Source organism: Bifidobacterium parmae (assembly GCF_002860365.1).
Taxonomy (GTDB): Bacteria; Actinomycetota; Actinomycetes; order Actinomycetales; family Bifidobacteriaceae; genus Bifidobacterium; species Bifidobacterium parmae.
This window is the reverse complement of sequence record NZ_NMWT01000015.1, coordinates 39,924-58,738: the sequence shown is the minus strand read 5'-3', so window position 1 is coordinate 58,738 and position 18,815 is coordinate 39,924. Positions and strand designations below refer to the sequence as shown.

General features: G+C 61.4%; 11 protein-coding genes. 4 read left to right on the top strand and 7 right to left on the bottom strand.

What is annotated here, in order from left to right:
* The 4 genes from Uis4E_RS06375 to Uis4E_RS06360 form a co-directional block, all read right to left on the bottom strand.
* On the bottom strand, positions 1-2,996 hold a 2,996-nt coding region (locus tag Uis4E_RS06375; protein WP_207764554.1), incomplete at its 3' end, for an RICIN domain-containing protein.
* A gap of 87 nt (positions 2,997-3,083) precedes the next feature.
* The gene (locus Uis4E_RS06370) at positions 3,084-3,638 is read right to left on the bottom strand and encodes a hypothetical protein (protein ID WP_101622365.1); all 555 of its coding nucleotides are present in this window, start codon (positions 3,636-3,638) and stop codon (positions 3,084-3,086) included.
* Between the two features lie 42 nt (positions 3,639-3,680).
* Positions 3,681-4,730, bottom strand: coding sequence for an AAA family ATPase (locus Uis4E_RS06365; protein WP_101622364.1), 1,050 nt, complete (start codon positions 4,728-4,730; stop codon positions 3,681-3,683).
* A gap of 23 nt (positions 4,731-4,753) precedes the next feature.
* On the bottom strand, positions 4,754-7,945 hold the full coding sequence (locus Uis4E_RS06360) for an RICIN domain-containing protein (RefSeq protein ID WP_243394389.1): 3,192 nt from the start codon (positions 7,943-7,945) through the stop codon (positions 4,754-4,756).
* Positions 7,946-8,475: 530 nt separating this feature from the next.
* Here Uis4E_RS06360 and Uis4E_RS06355 point away from each other — a divergent pair.
* The 4 genes from Uis4E_RS06355 (at position 8,476) to Uis4E_RS06340 (ending at position 13,724) form a co-directional block, all read left to right on the top strand.
* On the top strand, positions 8,476-10,008 hold the full coding sequence (locus Uis4E_RS06355) for an ATP-binding protein (RefSeq protein ID WP_165784884.1): 1,533 nt from the start codon (positions 8,476-8,478) through the stop codon (positions 10,006-10,008).
* Between the two features lie 291 nt (positions 10,009-10,299).
* Positions 10,300-11,541 (top strand): ATP-binding protein, encoded by a 1,242-nt coding sequence (locus Uis4E_RS06350; RefSeq protein WP_207764553.1) that lies wholly within the window; start codon positions 10,300-10,302, stop codon positions 11,539-11,541.
* A 157-nt stretch (positions 11,542-11,698) separates the two neighbouring features.
* Positions 11,699-12,388 carry a helix-turn-helix domain-containing protein gene (locus tag Uis4E_RS06345; protein WP_101622360.1) on the top strand — a complete coding sequence of 230 codons (690 nt, stop codon included), beginning with the start codon at positions 11,699-11,701 and terminating at the stop codon, positions 12,386-12,388.
* A 13-nt stretch (positions 12,389-12,401) separates the two neighbouring features.
* Positions 12,402-13,724: a type II toxin-antitoxin system HipA family toxin gene (locus Uis4E_RS06340; protein ID WP_101622359.1), complete on the top strand. Its 1,323-nt coding sequence runs from the start codon at positions 12,402-12,404 to the stop codon at positions 13,722-13,724.
* 98 nt (positions 13,725-13,822) lie between these two features.
* On the opposite strand, the gene Uis4E_RS06335 is transcribed toward Uis4E_RS06340, so the two are convergent.
* From Uis4E_RS06335 to Uis4E_RS06325, 3 genes are all read right to left on the bottom strand, one after another.
* Positions 13,823-14,752 carry an AEC family transporter gene (locus Uis4E_RS06335; RefSeq protein ID WP_101622358.1) on the bottom strand — a complete coding sequence of 310 codons (930 nt, stop codon included), beginning with the start codon at positions 14,750-14,752 and terminating at the stop codon, positions 13,823-13,825.
* A 246-nt stretch (positions 14,753-14,998) separates the two neighbouring features.
* Positions 14,999-15,844: a DUF559 domain-containing protein gene (locus Uis4E_RS06330; RefSeq protein ID WP_165784883.1), complete on the bottom strand. Its 846-nt coding sequence runs from the start codon at positions 15,842-15,844 to the stop codon at positions 14,999-15,001.
* A 1,605-nt stretch (positions 15,845-17,449) separates the two neighbouring features.
* Positions 17,450-18,436, bottom strand: coding sequence for a glycosyltransferase family 2 protein (locus Uis4E_RS06325; RefSeq protein WP_243394386.1), 987 nt, complete (start codon positions 18,434-18,436; stop codon positions 17,450-17,452).
* Positions 18,437-18,815 lie beyond the last annotated feature (379 nt).

Sequence of the window (18,815 nt, the reverse complement as noted above, 5' to 3'; positions counted from 1 at the left end):
GCATCCGGCCCATCCACCAACGCCAACACGTTCCCCGTACGACCCGCAAGCGCGCCACCGGCCAACGCGTCGGGATAATTCTCACCAGACGCCAACACCACGCCATCCGCCTCCAGGATCCTATGCTCCAACGCGTAAGCCACCACCTCCGCGCTCGTCCCATACCGGGTCGCACCCGCAAGACGCGTCACCGACAACGACCCCAACTGCGACTCCACCCTCACAGGCACTACCGACTCGCCACCGACCAGCAGCACCTTCCGGAACCCGGCATCCCTGACCGCCCGCACCATGGCCTCATCCAAACCATCCCGGCCGGCCAACACCACCGGAGCCTTCAACCGATACGCCAACGGCGACGCCGACAACGCGTCATACGGGCCCTCCCCGCTCGCCACGATCACCGTATCCGACCACACCACAGCCGAACCAAGCTCACCCGGCGCATCACGCAACACGCCCAACGACGTCCCATACCGGGTCGAACCGCCGAACCGCACCACCCGATGCTCCGACACCAGACCCCTCACCCGATCCTCCAACGCGGACGACAACGCCGCCTCACTGCCAATCAACACCGCACGCTTCGCACCCAACGATCTGATCCGCGACGCAAGCACGTCACCCCCATCAGGACCAGACAACAACACCGGCGCATCCAACGCGCCGGCCAACGCCGAAGCAGACAACGCATCCGGGAACGCCTCACCAGACGCGACCACCACCCAATCCGAACGCTCGAACCCAGCCGCGACAACCGCATCAGCCGTCTCATACCGCGTCACACCAGCCAAACGAGACAACCCACCACGAGACGACGTCACAACCGACACACTCCACGACTGAGCGCCGATGCCCTTCCAATCGTAGAGTTGGACCACCGTACCGGCTTCCACATGCTCGTTGAGCATGTCCAGCACACGGCCGGACTTCGCGCTCGCGATGCCAATGGCACCGTTTCCCGCGTCACGCAATGCCCACAGCTGGGCCATGCTCCCGTTCGACGGCCACTGTTGCACGCGCGTGCCGTTCGCGGTCCCGCCACCCACGGCATCCAGAACCTTCGCGGAATTCACGCTGCGAATCGTAAACAGACCATTGCCCGCACGATCGAACCGGAACAACTGGGAATCCGCGCCACTCCAATCCTGCAACTGGAGCTTCGCGCCATCATCATACGAACCATCCGCCACGCCGAACGTCGTCGCATCATGGCCCGCCGGAGCGAGACGAACCGAATCATCCGGCACCGTCGCGGTCGCGGACGCCACGATGAACTGCTGGGACGACGTCCAATTGGGGGCATACAGCTGCACCTTCGTACCATCCGCCGTGCCGCCGCCTGTCAGATCAAGCACCCAATTCCCCAATGCGGACTGGATGTACACACCACCCGAATCGGCCACACGCAGCCACCAACGCTGCGCGGTCGAACCGTTGCGCGTCCACTGCTGCACCACCGCGCCACTCGTCGCATTGCCGCCCTGCACGTCCAGCGCGAGACCCGAATTCACGTTCATGATCTCATACGAACCATCCGACTGACGGTTGAACGCGAACCGCATCGCATCCCGCTCACCCGACTGCAGGCGCACCGATGCACCCGAATCCGCGGAACCGTTCTCGACTATCAGCGACGACTTCAGATTCCTCACCGCGTCGATGTAGAACGTGCCGGAGCCGACCGACAACAACGGCAGACGCGTCACATCATTGAGATCGTCGTACACCTTGTCGCGGATCTCGCCCATACGGTTCCACACCTGTTGGCCGGGGCAGGCGGTGCGGTTGAGGCTGCCTCCCACCCAATGCGACTGGTCGCCATGACCGGTGATGCGCGGCTGCGTGCCCTTGTACTGGAACGTGCCGTACGGGTCGGTGATGCCGAGCGCATTGAACTCCCATGCGATCGCGGCCGCCACCGAATTGATCTGCGCATCCGTGGGCGCCACGTTGAGATGGTAGCTGCCGATCATCGAAACACCGAACGTGTCGTAGTTGAATCCGACGGATTGGGCGCCGGCCACCTGGCTGGCGGGCACGACCTGATTCGGCACGCCCTCGTCGCGTCCCTCCCAGATGCCGCCGTAGCGGTCCACGAGCAGCTGGTAGCCGATGTCGCCCCAATCGTTGTGCACATTGTGGTACAGGTAGATGCCGTTCACCATCGCCGGCACCTCCGCCTGCGAATAGTTGTTGCGGTCCACCGTGTGATGCACGATCGCGCCCTTCCAATGGCCGGTGCGCTCCGGCGGCCACGTCATCGCCGGATTGCCGTTCACCCACCACTCCTCGCGCGTGTGGATCGTTCCGGACGCGGTGACCGCGGCTGCGGTCCTCACAGCGGACTTGTACGCGCTCCCCTGCGCGTCGCCGGCGGCGGAATACCCGGAATCGATGGTGACGAGCGTCGCCTCGGTAATCGTCTGACCGCTCTTCGGGGTAAGCCGTGCCTCCGCCTTCGTGGCCTCACCCACGTAATAGGACGGGCTCACGCCCATCGTGTCGGTATCCTCGTCCACACTCGGCAGCTCCACCCAATCGCTCCACGTGCCGCCGGTCAGATACCGCAACTCATACGTGGGCGCATTGTCGACGTCATCCATATCCTGCTGCTGCCAGTCCACACCCACTGTGGCCAGACCGGACAAATCGGCCTGCGCTACGACCGCCTCGCCGGGCTGCGCCTGCCGGCGGCTACGACGCGGCCCCTGCGGCTGATCCTGGTCACTCGTGGCGGCGGATTCCGGTGTGAACGACTGCTCCTCCGTCTTCGGCGCATGCGTCTTCGCGACGTGCGACGGACCGTCCGCGGACGTATCCACAGCCGTAGTGACGGTGCCCGTCGTACCGGACGTACCGGTTGTGGCCACCGCCGCGCGCACCGCACCGGCGACTGAGGCAGCACCGGGATCGGCCATCGCCGGCACCACCGGCATCACCATCGAGAAGGCGGCGACACCACCCACGACCATACGCAACAGATTCCGACGCATCACGGACGCCTTTCTCCCGACTTCACGCTCTCAGGCGATCGCGTCCACACCGACCACGAACCCTTATGGTCTTATCGTACCGCCACATCAGTCATGCGACAGGGCCCAATGCGACGTCCAGAATTTGCCCTTCCGTCCGGCATCGGCATTCCTCGTCACCATGATGTCCCGTTGACTGCGCACCAGTCCCTTGGCCTCACGACGCAGACATTCCCTGAGCTGCATCAAATACCTCGCATCTTCCCTGTTCCGGGTGTCGACCTTGCGAGACGGCTCCACCGTGGCGCACACCATGATTCTCGTACACGCCAGCGCCTTACGGCAGAAATCGACGGTCTCATCCTCGGATTGCGTGGCTCCGATCATGAGACATGCCAGAGTATCGAAGCTCTTACGAGCTATGGTGCGCGCCAGATCGGGAGCTTTCGGGGGCATCTCGCCGGGGTTCTTATGCGAATAGTCCTTCGCTTCGATCAGATACAATGTATCGCCGTCCGGAATGGCGATGATGTCGCAGCCTTTGGCCTGAATCGCCTGTGCACCGGACAGTCTGGTAAAGAACGGCTTCTTGTCGAAATCCGCCATGACCACGCAATCATCCGGAAATTCATACACGTTGGCATCCTGTTCAAACGTCTGCATCAGACCATCACCAGCCGCTCATATCGTCCAGTCATACGAAGGTCACTCGTCCAGCAACAGCTCGGTCTGCTCATATTCGGCCTTCAATGTCTGCAGATACTCCTCATCGAAATCAGACAACGAGGACCCCTGTGCGATATCGATCGAGGTGCCCGTACGACGCAACGCCGTATAACCGATTCCCGTCACTGCCTTGTTGTGGCGAGATTCGTAATCGAACTGGCGCAGGAGATACGCGCTATGCGTACCCATGAACACCTGCACACCGGCTTTGGCGAGCTCAATCACCGTCTGGACGATGGCTTTCTGACTCGCCGGATTCAGATTCGCCTCCGGTTCATCCCAGAACAGAAAACCACTGTTCAACAGCACACCGGACTGCACCAGCCGGTAGATGGTGGCCAGCTTGCGCAGGCCTTCCGCGACAAGCGGCATCTCGAACGTGCCCTCATCCCGATGCAGATAGAATCTGCCGGCGTTCTCATCCACTTTCCCACCGAGAATGCCCATGATCGGTTGCAATGCCCTATCTACATCGCTGCCGGGCGTACGTCGCAGCGGCGCCCTGCCCAGCAGGTTACACGTGTCACGCCACGTCTCGTCGAACGCGACCTGACGGGAATCATACAGGGATACGAATCCCGGGAAAATGGACATCAGTTCGCGGGAGGGGAGGAACACCGGCGTGGAGTCCACATGCGCCTCCGGAATGGCGTCGACCTTCACTTCAGTCTTGGAATTCGTGGCGAAACTGAACCGGAGTGGTTGCTTCTTGCCTGCATAGGAGATGCCGACAACCGCTTTGGCACGCCCCCGCTGACGATTCGTCAGACGCCCCAGCGAATCAGGAGAGAACACTCCCAAGAGCTTGGAGGCGACCTTCTTCTGCAGGTTGGATTTCGTCAGTTCGGAATCGTCGGTTACATCGTGCATGACCGCCGTGCAGGAATACAGCAATTTCAGCAGTTGGGATTTCCCCGTACCGTTATCGCCGACAATCAGGTTGATCGAAGGCTCGAACGTCAGCTCATAATCCTTGTCGAACGGACCGAATCGCTGCACGTCCAACTGTGAAATCACTTCAGTAGTCATACGCGCATTATAGGCCGACGAGTCTATTGGATGTGTTTGTTGAGTTTGGCGGCGATACGCTCCATGGTCCACTGGCCGAACACGACCGGACCACCCAACACGAACGCCGTCTCCCGGTTCCCGTCCGACTGCGCCTCCGCAGCCAACCCGACCGACCGCGCATCCGGCCCATCCACCAACGCCAACACGTTCCCCGTACGACCCGCAAGCGCGCCACCGGCCAACGCGTCGGGATAATTCTCACCAGACGCCAACACCACGCCATCCGCCTCCAGGATCCTATGCTCCAACGCGTAAGCCACCACCTCCGCGCTCGTCCCATACCGGGTCGCACCCGCAAGACGCGTCACCGACAACGACCCCAACTGCGACTCCACCCTCACAGGCACTACCGACTCGCCACCGACCAGCAGCACCTTCCGGAACCCGGCATCCCTGACCGCCCGCACCATGGCCTCATCCAAACCATCCCGGCCGGCCAACACCACCGGAGCCTTCAACCGATACGCCAACGGCGACGCCGACAACGCGTCATACGGGCCCTCCCCGCTCGCCACGATCACCGTATCCGACCACACCACAGCCGAACCAAGCTCACCCGGCGCATCACGCAACACGCCCAACGACGTCCCATACCGGGTCGAACCGCCGAACCGCACCACCCGATGCTCCGACACCAGACCCCTCACCCGATCCTCCAACGCGGACGACAACGCCGCCTCACTGCCAATCAACACCGCACGCTTCGCACCCAACGATCTGATCCGCGACGCAAGCACGTCACCCCCATCAGGACCAGACAACAACACCGGCGCATCCAACGCGCCGGCCAACGCCGAAGCAGACAACGCATCCGGGAACGCCTCACCAGACGCGACCACCACCCAATCCGAACGCTCGAACCCAGCCGCGACAACCGCATCAGCCGTCTCATACCGCGTCACACCAGCCAAACGAGACAGGCTCCCGCGTTTCGAACCAGCCTTCACCACCGACCACGACTGAGCGGCCGTACCATTCCAGCCATACGACTGCACCATGGTGCCCGCCGTCATATTGCCACCCGTCACATCGATCACACGACCCGACTTCGCATTCACCAACGCGACGGCGCCGTTCCCCGCATCACGCAACGACCAACGCTGCGCAAGCGAACCATTCGACGGCCACTGCTGGATACGCGCGCCGTTCATCATCGCACCCGACGCGACCTCCACCAGCTTGCCCGAATTCACGCTACGCACCTCGACCAGACCATTGCCCACACGGCCGAACCGGAACAACTGCGAATCCGCGCCGGACCAATTCTGTAACTGAAGCTTCGCGCCATCATCATACGAACCATCCGCCACGCCAAGCGACAACGCGCCCTGCGACGAGGCCCCCAGACGCACCGAACCATCCGGCACCGCGACACCGGCATCGGCGATCACGAACCTCTGCGCGTCCGAAGCGTTCGGCGCATACAACTGCACCCGCGTGCCGTCCCCCGTATTGCCGCCGGCCAAATCAAGCACCCAATTACCCAACACGGACTGGACGAACACGCCACCGTTCTCCGCCACACGCAGCCACCAACGCTGCGCGGACGTGTTGTTACGCGTCCACTGCTGCACCACCGCGCCCTTGACCGCGCTACCACCCTGCACATCCAACGCGAGACCCGAATTCACATTCACGATCTCATACGAACCATCATCCTGCGGAACGAACTGGAACTTCATCGCATCCCGCTCACCCGACTGCAGGCGCGCCGCAGCCCCGGCCGACGACGAACCATTCTCAATCATCAGCGAGGAATCCAACTTCGAGGAAGCGTCAACATAGTACACACCCTTCGGCAGCGACAGCTTCTCCAACCCGCGCACGTCATAGCCGGCCTGATACTCCAGATTGCCGAACGCGTTCAGGTCCACTCGGCCGCTGATGCCGTTGATGGAGCCGCCGCTGGTGTACTGCCAGCCGCGATCGTTCGTGGGGAACGCGGTGTACTGCATCGTCGAACCGTACTGGGCGACCCAGCGGGTCTTCGCGTGGATGCTCGCGCTGTTCAACGCCGTGTTCAGGTAGCTCGTGTACGAGTAGACGCTCAGATTGTTGTAGCCGGCGGCCTGCAGCTTCGCATACCAGGCGTTCACCATGCCCTCATACACGCTCGGGCTCGTCGGGCTCTTGTGCCCCGTATACGTCCACGTCTCCAGGTCGTAGAACACCGGATAGCTCAAATCGCCCGGATTCACGCCCGCCTGACGCAGCAGGTTCACCACGTCCGCGCCCTCGGACGCACCATCCGCCGCGCTCTCCGCATACGAGAACACGTACACGCCGAACGGAATCCCCAATCGCTTGCACTCGGAGATATTGCGGCGCGCCTGCGTGTCGAACCCGTTGCCCCAACCGAAGCTCAGACGGATGATCGCCCCCTCGACGCCCGCGTTCTTCGCGGCCTGCCAGTCGATCGTCCCCTGCCACGTCGACACATCGATCACGCCCTTCGCCTGCTGGGCGAACAGGTTGTTGCGCGCGTCGTAGAACGCCTGCGTCCCGTTGTACGACCCCCAATGCGCGCCGTACTCGTTGTTCTGGAGCGCGGCCAGCTTCACCGAGGAGTTGGCGCCATCGGCGGTATTGTTCCGACGCTGCGCGGACGCGCCGGCATCCGCATTGCCGGCGCCATCCGCACCGTTCGCATCATTCGTGCCATCGGCGGCACCGGCGCCGGCGTTCACGTCGCCACCGTTCGCGGCGACCTTCTCCTTCACATCCGCGGCGCTCACCGGGATGAACGACTCGCCATCCGTCTTCGCCAACGGATCCGGCTGCTTGCTCTCCGTGCCCACGATCTTCGGGTCGGTGACGGTCTCACCCGTCTCGATGTCCTTCAACTCGCCCTCGGGCGTCGCCGCATACTGCTCCGACACGACCGTCGCATCATCGGCAATCTCCGAAGACACCTTGTCCGGCAGGGCGGCGTTCGGATTCTCCGGCATCGCGTCGGCATCATCGGAGGCGTCGGCGATCGTCTGCATCTTGAACGCGGAGACGGACGCGCCGGACGCGCCGGACGCCGCGCCGGACGCGCCAGCGGCAACGGCCGCGGCGTCCGCGTTCACGTCGGCGAGCGCGCTGGCCGGCGCGACGCACACCGCACCCAACATCGCCGCAGCGGCGAGGGACGCGACCGCGGCACGCACCGCACGCGTCATACGCGACATACGCGACTCCGCCGGATCATGCTCCGCGGGACTATGCTCCCGCGTCTGTTCCAGCGCGTCCACTGCATGTGCCAGCGCACCGAACCGTTTCTTTCCCACCATGTGCAGACTCCTTGACGCACCCTTTGCCGTGCCGATCATCGCGTCGACCGTCGTGTGGCGGCATTGCCGCCCGCCGCACGCACGCTCGCCGTCCACTCGCCGAACCGTCACAGACCAATCGGGATTCTGCGGGATTCGCACGCGAACCGGCGCAATCGCAACGTTCTCAACCGTTGTTCAGTCTAACCGGCGAGGCGGATAAGGCGAGGCGGGAGATGAGACGGGAAAAGGTACTCCGGTTGGAGCCCGGCGGCTCTCGGCGCCCTCTAGGCCTCCGTACGCTCCAAGCGGCGAACGGAAGCAAATAACATTCCATCACCCAAACCGAAAGAATCATATCAACTTCTGTCTTTACGAACACTTCCAGCACTATTTCCGCTATAATGGCATAAATTTTAATGTTTTATGCGCCATCCGCGAGGAAAATCATGTCCACAGAACTTCAACATCTGATACAACGGACCCTCACCGCACGCTACGAAACACAGACGCTGGAGGTCAAAGCCGCAGCCGAAGGCACGCCGCGCGTCTACGACACCCTGTCGTCCTTCTCCAACCAGAACGAAGGCGGCATCATCCTGTTCGGCATCGACGAACAAGCGGGATTCAGCGTCTGTGGGGTATACGACGCACAGGATCTGCAGAAGAAAGTACACGGGCAGTGCGAAGCCATGACCCCTGAAGTACGCCCCATATTCGACACCACGGAGGTCGACGGCAAAACGGTCGTCGCCGCCTACATCAGCGGACGTCCCATGAGCGAACGCCCCGTATACCGCACCGCCAAAGGCATCACCGAAGGAACCTACACACGACTCGGCGACGCCGACGTACGCATGACCGCCACCGAACTCTACGAAATCGAAACCTTCAAAGAAGGCCGGCGCGACGACACCAGCACCAGTCCAGAAACGACACTCAACACGCTCGACAAGCGCAAAACCGACCGATTCATCCTCGACGCCACCAGAGAACGCCCCCTACTGGCGCGGCGAAACGACAACGAAATCCTGTCCCTCACCGGAGCGGTGCGAGGCGACCGCGCGACACTCGCGGGCATGCTCACGCTGGGAGACTATCCCCAACGCGCATATCCCAACCTCTGCATCACCGCCATCGCAGTCAACGGAACCACCATCAAACAAGGAAGCAACGGAGAACGTTTCCTGGACAACAAACGCTACGAAGGCACCATCGACGAAATGCTCGAAGGCGCATTGAACTTCGTGGCACACAACAGCCGCACCAAAGTAATCGTCAGCAACGGCAACCGTCGCGACGTACCCGAATACCCCGAAACCGCAGTACGTGAAATCATCATCAACGCCCTCATGCACCGCGACTACGGCCCCTACAGCAACGGCACACCCGTACGGCTCACCCTGTTCTCCGACCGGCTGGAATGCTGGAACCCCGGCGGCGTCTACGGCGGCCAGAACATCAACGACATCGGCTACGCCAACATGCCCACACGCAACCCGACGCTGGTATCGCTGCTGGAGATCCAACGCATAGTCGAAAACCGGCATTCCGGCATCCCCGTCATCCGGGAGGAAGCCGCCTCACATGGTCTGCGGCCACCGGAATTCATCGACCGGAACGGATCGTTCCTCGTACGATTCTTCAACGCGACGGCCGAACCGGCGGAAACCACGTTCCCGGCTTCCGCTCCGGATCCGACCACCGCGCAAACGCACCATGACAACGGTTTGCAGCCCATACGACGCGCCAACACGCGGCAGGCCCCCGGCATCACACGCGACATGATCCTGCGATACTGCACTGAACCACGATCGGCGCAGGACATCGCGGAACACCTCGGATACGATACGGCCTACCTGCGCAGGACATTCCTCCGACCCATGGTCGACGGCGGGACGTTGATCACGACCATGCCGGACAAACCACGCAGCAAGTTCCAGAAGTATCGGACGTCTGGCAGCGACACACAGAGCATGTAAGGACATTAGCCGTTCTTCTTACGCACCACCATGTGCGAGACGTGCGCAACCGTGTGGACACACACCCACGCCGCTCCACGCAGCCCTACACGCACTCACGCATTTCACCTACGCATTCACCCACGCGCCCGGGAGGCGGCGCGGAGGGGCGGCCATCACGATCAGGGCGATGACGGAGACGACGGCGGGTGACGATCAGGACTGCGGGATGGCGATATGCAGGAAGGAATGTTCGCCTGAAATGGTAGAACTTCATAAATGCCTATATAATTATCAGAAAACTGATAGATTTTGGCAAAGACCGCAGCGAACGGCATCTATACGGGGAAGGACGGCCGCATCATGATCGAACGACCGGCGTACACGGACTGGCTGGAACGTTGGCAGGACAAGGATGTCATCAAAGTCATCACCGGACTGCGCCGCTGCGGCAAATCCACCGTGCTCAGGCTCTTCCGAGAACGGCTCCTCGCCAAAGGAGTGGACCAGAACCGCATCATCGCCATCAACTTCGAAAGTCTGGAGGAAGACTACCCCAACGAGGCAAAACCCCTCTACGACTACATCGTCTCCCGCCTGGCACCGGACGTCACGAACTACGTGTTCCTGGATGAAATCCAGCATGTCCGGGAGTTCGAACGCGCCGCCGACGGGCTCTACGTGCGCGACGACGTGGACCTCTACCTCACCGGATCGAATGCCGACCTGCTCTCCAGCGAACTGGCCACACGACTCACCGGACGATACGTGGAACTCCGTATGCTGCCCCTATCGTTCAAGGAATACCGCAGCACCCGCCCCCAATCGGAATCCCCCGAACAATCCTTCAACCGGTACCTGCTGTACGGCGGACTGCCATACGCGGCCACGCTCGAACACGATCAGGACATCGCCGACTACCTGGGCGGCGTGTTCAACACCATTCTGGTCAAGGATATCGCGCAACGTCACCCCCGCATCGACACCATCGCATTCGACGAAGTCGCCTCATTCCTCGCGGACAACGTCGGCAACATCACCTCCATAAAAGGCATCGCAGACGCCATGAAACAAACCCATCGCGGCATCTCCCCCACAACGGTGGGCGAATACATCGCGGCCCTACGCGAAAACTACCTGCTGTTCCGAGCCGACAGATACGACATCAAAGGCAAAAGCTATCTGAAGACCCTTGAGAAATACTATCTGGGAGACCCCGGGTTCCGATTCTGGTTCCTCGGCAAGACCGGCGGCGACCTCGGCCACCGCATCGAGAACGTCATCTACCTCGAACTGCTCCGACGCTACCGGACCGTCCACATCGGCAAAGTAGGCACCACCGAAGTGGACTTCTACACGCCGGATCCGCAAGGCGACCACTACTACCAAGTCTCGTTGACCGTCATGGACGAATCCACGCTCTCCAGAGAACTCAGGCCACTGCAGTCCATCAACGACAACCATCCCAAAACACTGCTCACCATGGACCGCATCGGGAACGGGAATCACGCCGGCATCAGACAAGTCAACATCATCGACTGGCTGCTGGAGTAGGCGACTGCTCCAGCAGCCACGCGCCCGGCACGACGATCTCGCGGACACGCATGCTGAACGGCAGGGGGAATGTTAGATTTACCCAACATTTTATTGTTGTTGGAATTATCTAACAACAATAACATGTTGGGTATAGCTAACATTCTGGAGGGGTTGCATGAGCACGACAGCCGTACAAGTACGCTCAATCCGCCAACTGGCGGTTTCCCTAAGGGACGCGCGTCGCGCAGCCGGCGTCACCCAAACCGAGCTGGCCGAACGCACAGGGCTCTCACGCCCATGGATCAGCCAGCTCGAACAAGGGCGCATCACCAACCCCGGAATCCAACGCATATTCGCCATCTGCGATGCGCTCGGAGTGAACATCAGCCTCGCCTACATGACAACGCCCACGGAACAGCGACCCACGGGAAACAGAAACACGGACGGAACCGCCCCCGCCATGACAGCAACATCACAAGAGCACATCACCGCCGGACGGATCTCCCCCCATACGTCATCGACCAGCACCGCCGATTCCGGACATTCCAAGTATTCTGATATGGCACGTGATATGGCGCGCCTCATCGGCAATTCTCTCGGCAGTTCCCTCCAATCCAATGCCTCCTTGTGGGGCAATATGCAGACGGCATTGCAAACGGCCGGCAGCACACTGAATCTCGACGCATACCGTACAACGCTCGAATCCTTAGCACGCGCATCCCGCGCCGTCACCAGTCAAGCGGCGCTGCTCAACGGAATCGTCATGGATCAGGACGGCAATACCGATAACGGCGGCGCCGATACTGATGACACCAGCGACACCGTCCACAAAACCGACATCGCCACCGACGAAATCGACGAGTAGAAGGGAAACCACAATGAAACCGAAGGAACTGCTCGTTTTCGTCGAAGACCAGTACTGCGGAATACTGCGCGAAGACGATCACGGCAAACATTCATTCACCTACGACGGCACGCAACCCAATCCCCCGCAACTGTCCCTGTCCATGCCGTTGCGTTCCGAACCATGGACCGGAAAACCCGTCGAAGCGTACATCGACGGCGTCCTTCCGGACGAACGCGCCATTCGCAGTCGCATCGCCTCCCTGTACGACGACGTGAACGCCAACAATCCCTTCTCATTGCTGACCGCAATCGGATTGGACTGCGCAGGCGGCGTACAGTTCGTTCTGCCGGAACACGCCGACTCCTTCCGGCAAGACGCAACGTTGAAGCCAATCAGCGAAGGAGAAATCGCCCGCCGCCTACGCGGCATCGCCGGCACAGGCGGCAGATCCTGGCAGATGAACGACGAGCACTGGTCATTGAATGGAGCACAAGACAAAATCGCCCTGCGCTTCGAACACGGACAATGGTTCGAAGCATTGGGATCGGCTGCGACGACGCACATCATCAAACCCGGCATCAGCGGATACCATGAACAGGCGTTCAACGAATACGTCTGCATGAAGGCCATCCAAAAGCTGGGCATACCAACGGCCACCACGGATTTCCGCGTGTTCGATGGATTGCCCGTTCTTGTCAGCACACGATGGGATCGCCGTCTCATCATTCGCGCTGACGGCACAACCACCATCGCGCGTATCCATCAGGAGGACTTCTGCCAAGCCACCTCACACATGACCAGCGAAAAGTACCAAGCCGAAGGCGGCCCCGGAGCCGAAGAGATCGCCGCATGCATACGCGACAATGCGCTGGGGAACGACAGCGCCACCCTGTTCCTCATCGCGCTCATCCTCAACTTCCTGATGGCCGGAACCGACGCGCACGCCAAGAACTACGCGATCCTCGAGCCGATCGGAGCGCGTCCCACGCTTGCCCCGCTGTATGACATTGCGTCCATGCACGCATACGACACCCAGTACAGGCAGCGTAAGCTCGCCATGAAAATCGGCGGGGAAAACAACTACGAACGCATCGAGCTACGGCATTGGCGGAAACTCGCGGAACGGACACGCATCGTCGACACCGGAATCATGGAACTGCTGCTGACCGAATATGCCTTGAAACTGCCGGAAGCGTTCCACGTCGCCGGCGAGGAGACGCTGCAACTGTCGAAAACGGTATTGGGAGCGGATGACGAAACACGACGGAACCGCGAGAAACTCGTCGAACGCATCCAACAGGGCATCAACGCACAATGCCGGCACGTGGCAAGCTGGTTCTGGCCGGAATCATAAGAGCCGCAATTCGACCTGTCGGCACCCCACCACCGCCAATACGGCCACTGCGCACAGCCTTTGCCGCCGCTCGGACTTCGAAGCCGCCCTACACGCACTCACGCACCGGGCAGGGCGGCGTGGAGGGCGGTCATCACGATCAGGGAGATGACGGCGGTGACGGTCAGGGAGAAACCGGCGAGCTTCGCGTTGCCGGTCAGGGAATCGGTGAACTTCGTCGAGAAGATCGTGATCGGGGCGAACGCGCCGAGCACGACGATCTCGCGGATACGCATATCGAACGGCAGCAGGAACCAGGCGGCGAGCGCGATCAGCACGCCGAACAGCGCGCGCCAGGCGATCACCTTGGCGAGCTCGATCTTGTCCTTGCGATTGTCCGGAACCTCCATCATCAGGCCGATCATCGCCATCGCGCAGAACGCGTTCGCATTGGCGAACGGCGTGATCAGCGTGACGATCGGCTGCGGGATGGTGATGTGCAGGAACATGAACACGAGCATCAGCATGTAGATGTCGAAACTGATCGAACCGAGGAAATCACGCGCGATATTGCGCAGACGCAGGATCATCGGCAGGCTCTTGAAATTGTCGTCCATGTGCAGCAGCGTGCGCGTGATCGTGAGCGAACCGGCCGTCGCGACCGTCGCGTTGCCGATGTCCAGCATGATGACCGGCAGACCCGCGGACGCGCCCATGAACGTCTGCACCACCGGCAGACAGAACGCGCCCAGGTTCAGGCCGGAAGCGTTGAGCATCTGGAACGCCCGGTAGTTGCGCTCGTCGCCACGTGAACCCGCGTAGACGACAAACAATGGAATCGCGCAGGCGAAGAAGCCAAACAGCACGATCCACAGCATGCGCATGTCGTGCTTGTTCGTGGCGAACGAGAGGATGATCGCGCACGGCAGGGTCAGGTTGAACACGAGGCCCTGCGCCACCTTGTAGTCGCGGTCGCCGAACACGTGCAGGTGCTTGAGCGCGTACGGACCGATGATGGCAAGCAGCAGCGCGCCGGATTGGAACAACATGGATTTGGCCTACCTGGGATTGGGTTGTTGGGGTTGTTGGGGTTGTTGGGATTGTTGAGGTTGTTGGGATTGTGCGTCCGCGGGATGCGTCGGGTTTGGGCATCCGCGGGATACGCAAGACACGATAGGCGCATGCGGGCGTAGGCGACGGCGAGACGGTCACATGGCGTTCACTGGAGGCGGCGCCGACGGCGGCGCTGACGGTGGTGACACGGGGCCAGCGGGGACGGAGCTGGCCCACACGACTCACCGCTGCCGCTGGGTCAGCGCCAGCGCGGTCAGCCGGATCAGGAACTCACGCCACTGTCCGGCATCCTTCAACGTGTCGTTGTGCGCGGTCAATACCTCCCAACCGACCGCGGTGAGCGCGGATTGACGCGACACGTCGTCGCCCCACTGGTCGGCGTGATGCCGACCCGCGTATTCGATGCCGATGCGCAGATCGGGCAGCGCCATGTCCAGGTACACGGATGCACCGGTCTCATTGACCGCCACCTTGTGGTTGACCTGCAACGTACGGAGCTCGGGTAACGGTTCGGCCTCCAATCTGAGACGCAGACGGGTCTCCATCGAGGAGTCGGTGTTCTCGCGCATGCGTCGCACGGCGTTCCGGCATTTCGCACGACCCTTGAACCGCGGCGGCAGGACCTCGAGCAACGCGTTGAAATCGTCCGGGGTGAAATGCGGGTCGGATTGGTTGCGGCGCATCATCGAATCGGCGAGCACCGTCAGCTCCTCCTCGTCGAGAATCCGCGCCATCTGCGCCCAGACCAGCAGCGGATGCGTGGCATGCACGCCCTCGACGATCTGGGTGGGCGAATACTCGCGCCGATGCTCTTCGGGAATCGAACGCCACGACGGTTTGACCAGAAGATGGCATTGCGCACCGTTCCAGATACGCCGCTTCGCTGGGTCATCCACGACGATGTGCAGCTTCTCCAAATCAAGGGTTCCGCGCGGCAGCAGCGGCAGTTCGACGCCATGCAGTCTGAGTGCCGAGATCAGACCACACTCGAATGCGACGCCATGGTTGTTCGCCAGATCCATGGCCTTGCGCAGCTCATCAAGCCGGTTCAGGGCCAATTGCCTCATCGCAATGCCTGAGGTTGCCGTCGGTGTCGGCGATGTCGGTGCTGCTGGTGTTGTCGCGTTCATGGCCTTAGCGTAGGCGATTGGGATGCGGGCATGAAATCGGGCCGCCCCTTGGTGGATGAGCGTGCATAAGGCGGTGGATAACCGGAGACGATTGCCGGGAGGAATATACGAGAGAGAACGTCGCGTGAGGACTCGCCTCGCAAAGTGGCCCATCCCGCGATTCCGGTCACACCAGCGTATAGAAAGGCAGAGCAACCCCTATCCGCTCTTCCCCTCCCCGACATACCGTCATGCCGGCCAATCACGTGCGGGTATGTCCCGACAGCAACGGGCAATAGTGCCCGTTCCCGAACCTGTATGGTTTGAGCACATTTCTGTATGGTTCGGACAGATACCTGTATAGTCCAGACAAGAACCTGTAGAGTAACGGAGCGAACCTGTAGCTCATCAGCTCGAACCTGTACGGACTGCCCCTGAAGGGGGCCTCTCCACCGATTATCGGCGGGACCGCGACCCTTGGAATTCCGCGGAAGTTACACGACGTGAATGACCCCAGACAGCGCGCCTTCAGCACCACACCATGCAGGTCGGCCCTTTTCGTCTACACATTACCTGCCCAACCATGCACATTGCCCTTCAGACCATGCACATTACGCGCTCAACCATGCACCAAGCACCGCAAACCATACACGTTCCAAGTCCTCTCCAGGTTCCCGAGTTCCTAAATTCCAGAGTCCGCACGTTCCCGCGTTTCGACGTTCCCGAATCCCCACACGCTCATGCCCTGTGGATGGCAACTGATCTGCAGCATGGGCGGCGCACTCGCAAGGCGCGGCGAACACGACTATGGATGGGACGAAGAGGCAACGGGCCTACGACCGTTCCTTTGACGTCGCATTGACGGCATTCGTCCGCCATGGAGTCGCGGGCAACGGGGGTATGACGTGATAACGAGGGTATGTGCAACGGGGGTAAAACGGGGGCAAAGAACGGACAATGGCGAGGATACAGAGATACTAAAGTCACGGCGTCTCGGCAGACAAACAGTGGAACCTTTTCTCGGTTTTACCCCCGTGCAATACCCCCCTATTAAGGCAGATACCCCCTATTCATAGCCATCGGCGAACCACCAATTCGTCAAATCCCCTGCTTGCACAGAGCTTGGCAAACGCAGAAAACCGCGCGATTCGAGGACCCCGCAACACGGCCATCCATTTCCGCAAAGTGTGTCTCCGCAAGGTGCGGTCTAGTCTCAGCGGATGGCTGACGCATGTCTCGAGGCATGGTTGACGCAAGGTGTTATACCCCCGTCAAATACCCCCTTAGCACCCCCAACACGCGCCTCACGCATGCTCCGAGCCGACGCGCACTGTTCACATCGCGCAGCGCAACCAGCCGCGAAATCCGAGAGTTTCAACAAAATGGCCGCATAATTCAAGGAGACAAACCATAAGAAGGGGGTATGGGGGATATTCCCTCCCCCATACCCCCTAACAGCTGATCGCCCATCAAGCGCCATCACCAATCGCGTAGCAGACCCGACAGCAGACCCGACATTGGCCGCATCCACCGCACGCCGATTGGCGGCGGAACCGTCCCGGATCAGTCGTCGAGCACATCGGGCAGCGGGCAAGGCATCGGGCGCCACGCGTTGTCGTGCAGGAGCTTGCGGGAATCCCACCAACCCTTCGCAATCTGGACGACGCCGGTCCGCAGATGCTCGCGGTCGACCATGACGAGGCGGATGAGCTCCTTCGCGGCGGTGGCAATCGTGCCGAGGCCGAAGAGGAACGGACGGTAGTCGCCGTACACCATGAAGTATCGGGCCATGTAGCCGCGGTTACGCATGATGTGGTAACGGTTCATGTCGGACGTGGAGTTGAGCTGGCGCAGGCCGGCGATATCCCAGTTGCCGATCTCGCGCGTACGGCGCAGCACGACATCGGGGATGACGATCGGCGCGGTGACCTTGCTCGCGCGGTAGCCGTAGATCGTGTCGTCCCAATAGATGAAGAAGCGCGGATCGGGCAGGCCGATCTCCTTGACGACGCGACGGTTGAACAGGCCGCCCTCGAAGCACAGCGTGTTCATCGTGCGGAAGCCGGCGCGGCCGAACGCGGCCGGTGCGATCGGGTTCGGAATGCCCAGGCCGATGCGGAAATCGTACTGCCAGTAGAACGGGCCGCCGTCGTAGTCGAAGCGGCTGCCTTGGATGACCTCGTGGCGGCGGGTCCACGGGGCGAGCTTGGCGATGCCGTCGGGCAGGACGGCGACGTCGTCGTCCATCACCCAGAACCATTCGGCGCCGAGCTGGTACGCCTTCTTCACGCCGGCGGAGAAGCCGCCCGCGCCGCCGAGGTTCTCGGTCTGCGGCGCGTAGACGACGCGCTCCTGGTTGCCGGAACGGTCGGCGATGGTCTTGCCCCACTGCGCGGTGACGTTGGCGGAGAAGTCCTCGACCATGGACTTGGTCTCGTCGGACTGCTCGTTGTCGACGACGATGACGCGCCACGGCGCCTGTTCGAGCGCGAGAATCGACTCGAACAGGGTGGCGAGCAGGTTCTGGCGCTTGTAGGTGGTGATGACCATGGCAAGCTTGTCGATGCTCTTGGGGTCCTTCTTCGCGGTTTTCGCAGTCTTCGCGACGGTCTTCGTGGTCTTCGCGGCGTTTGCGGTCGTCTTCACTTCGGTCATGCGCTTTATTCTCTCACTACCCGCCGAACGGCGAGACGCTCCGACGGCGGGCCGCCGCCCCACGGAATCCGGACGACGGGCCGAACGATGAACCGTCGGCGGCCGGTTGACGGTTCACCACATTCCGTTAACCTTCACACTCTATGATGGATGTCGGGAAGGCTCCTGACGCTCCGATTGAAGGGCAGGAACATACGCAGGAAACAAGCATCAACGGCGATGACAGGCGACGTGCCGATACGCCGAGGCGCATTCCGCCTTATCGAATCATCAT

Excerpts from the sequence above, each read along its gene's own strand:
- Uis4E_RS06370 (WP_101622365.1), bottom strand. The coding sequence starts at position 3,638 with ATGCAGACGTTTGAACAGGATGCCAACGTGTATGAATTTCCGGATGAT.
- Uis4E_RS06365 (WP_101622364.1), bottom strand. The coding sequence starts at position 4,730 with ATGACTACTGAAGTGATTTCACAGTTGGACGTGCAGCGATTCGGTCCG.
- Uis4E_RS06360 (WP_243394389.1), bottom strand. The coding sequence starts at position 7,945 with ATGTCGCGTATGACGCGTGCGGTGCGTGCCGCGGTCGCGTCCCTCGCC.
- Uis4E_RS06355 (WP_165784884.1), top strand. The coding sequence starts at position 8,476 with ATGTCCACAGAACTTCAACATCTGATACAACGGACCCTCACCGCACGC.
- Uis4E_RS06345 (WP_101622360.1), top strand. The coding sequence starts at position 11,699 with ATGAGCACGACAGCCGTACAAGTACGCTCAATCCGCCAACTGGCGGTT.
- Uis4E_RS06340 (WP_101622359.1), top strand. The coding sequence starts at position 12,402 with ATGAAACCGAAGGAACTGCTCGTTTTCGTCGAAGACCAGTACTGCGGA.
- Uis4E_RS06335 (WP_101622358.1), bottom strand. The coding sequence starts at position 14,752 with ATGTTGTTCCAATCCGGCGCGCTGCTGCTTGCCATCATCGGTCCGTAC.
- Uis4E_RS06330 (WP_165784883.1), bottom strand. The coding sequence starts at position 15,844 with ATGAGGCAATTGGCCCTGAACCGGCTTGATGAGCTGCGCAAGGCCATG.
- Uis4E_RS06325 (WP_243394386.1), bottom strand. The coding sequence starts at position 18,436 with ATGGTCATCACCACCTACAAGCGCCAGAACCTGCTCGCCACCCTGTTC.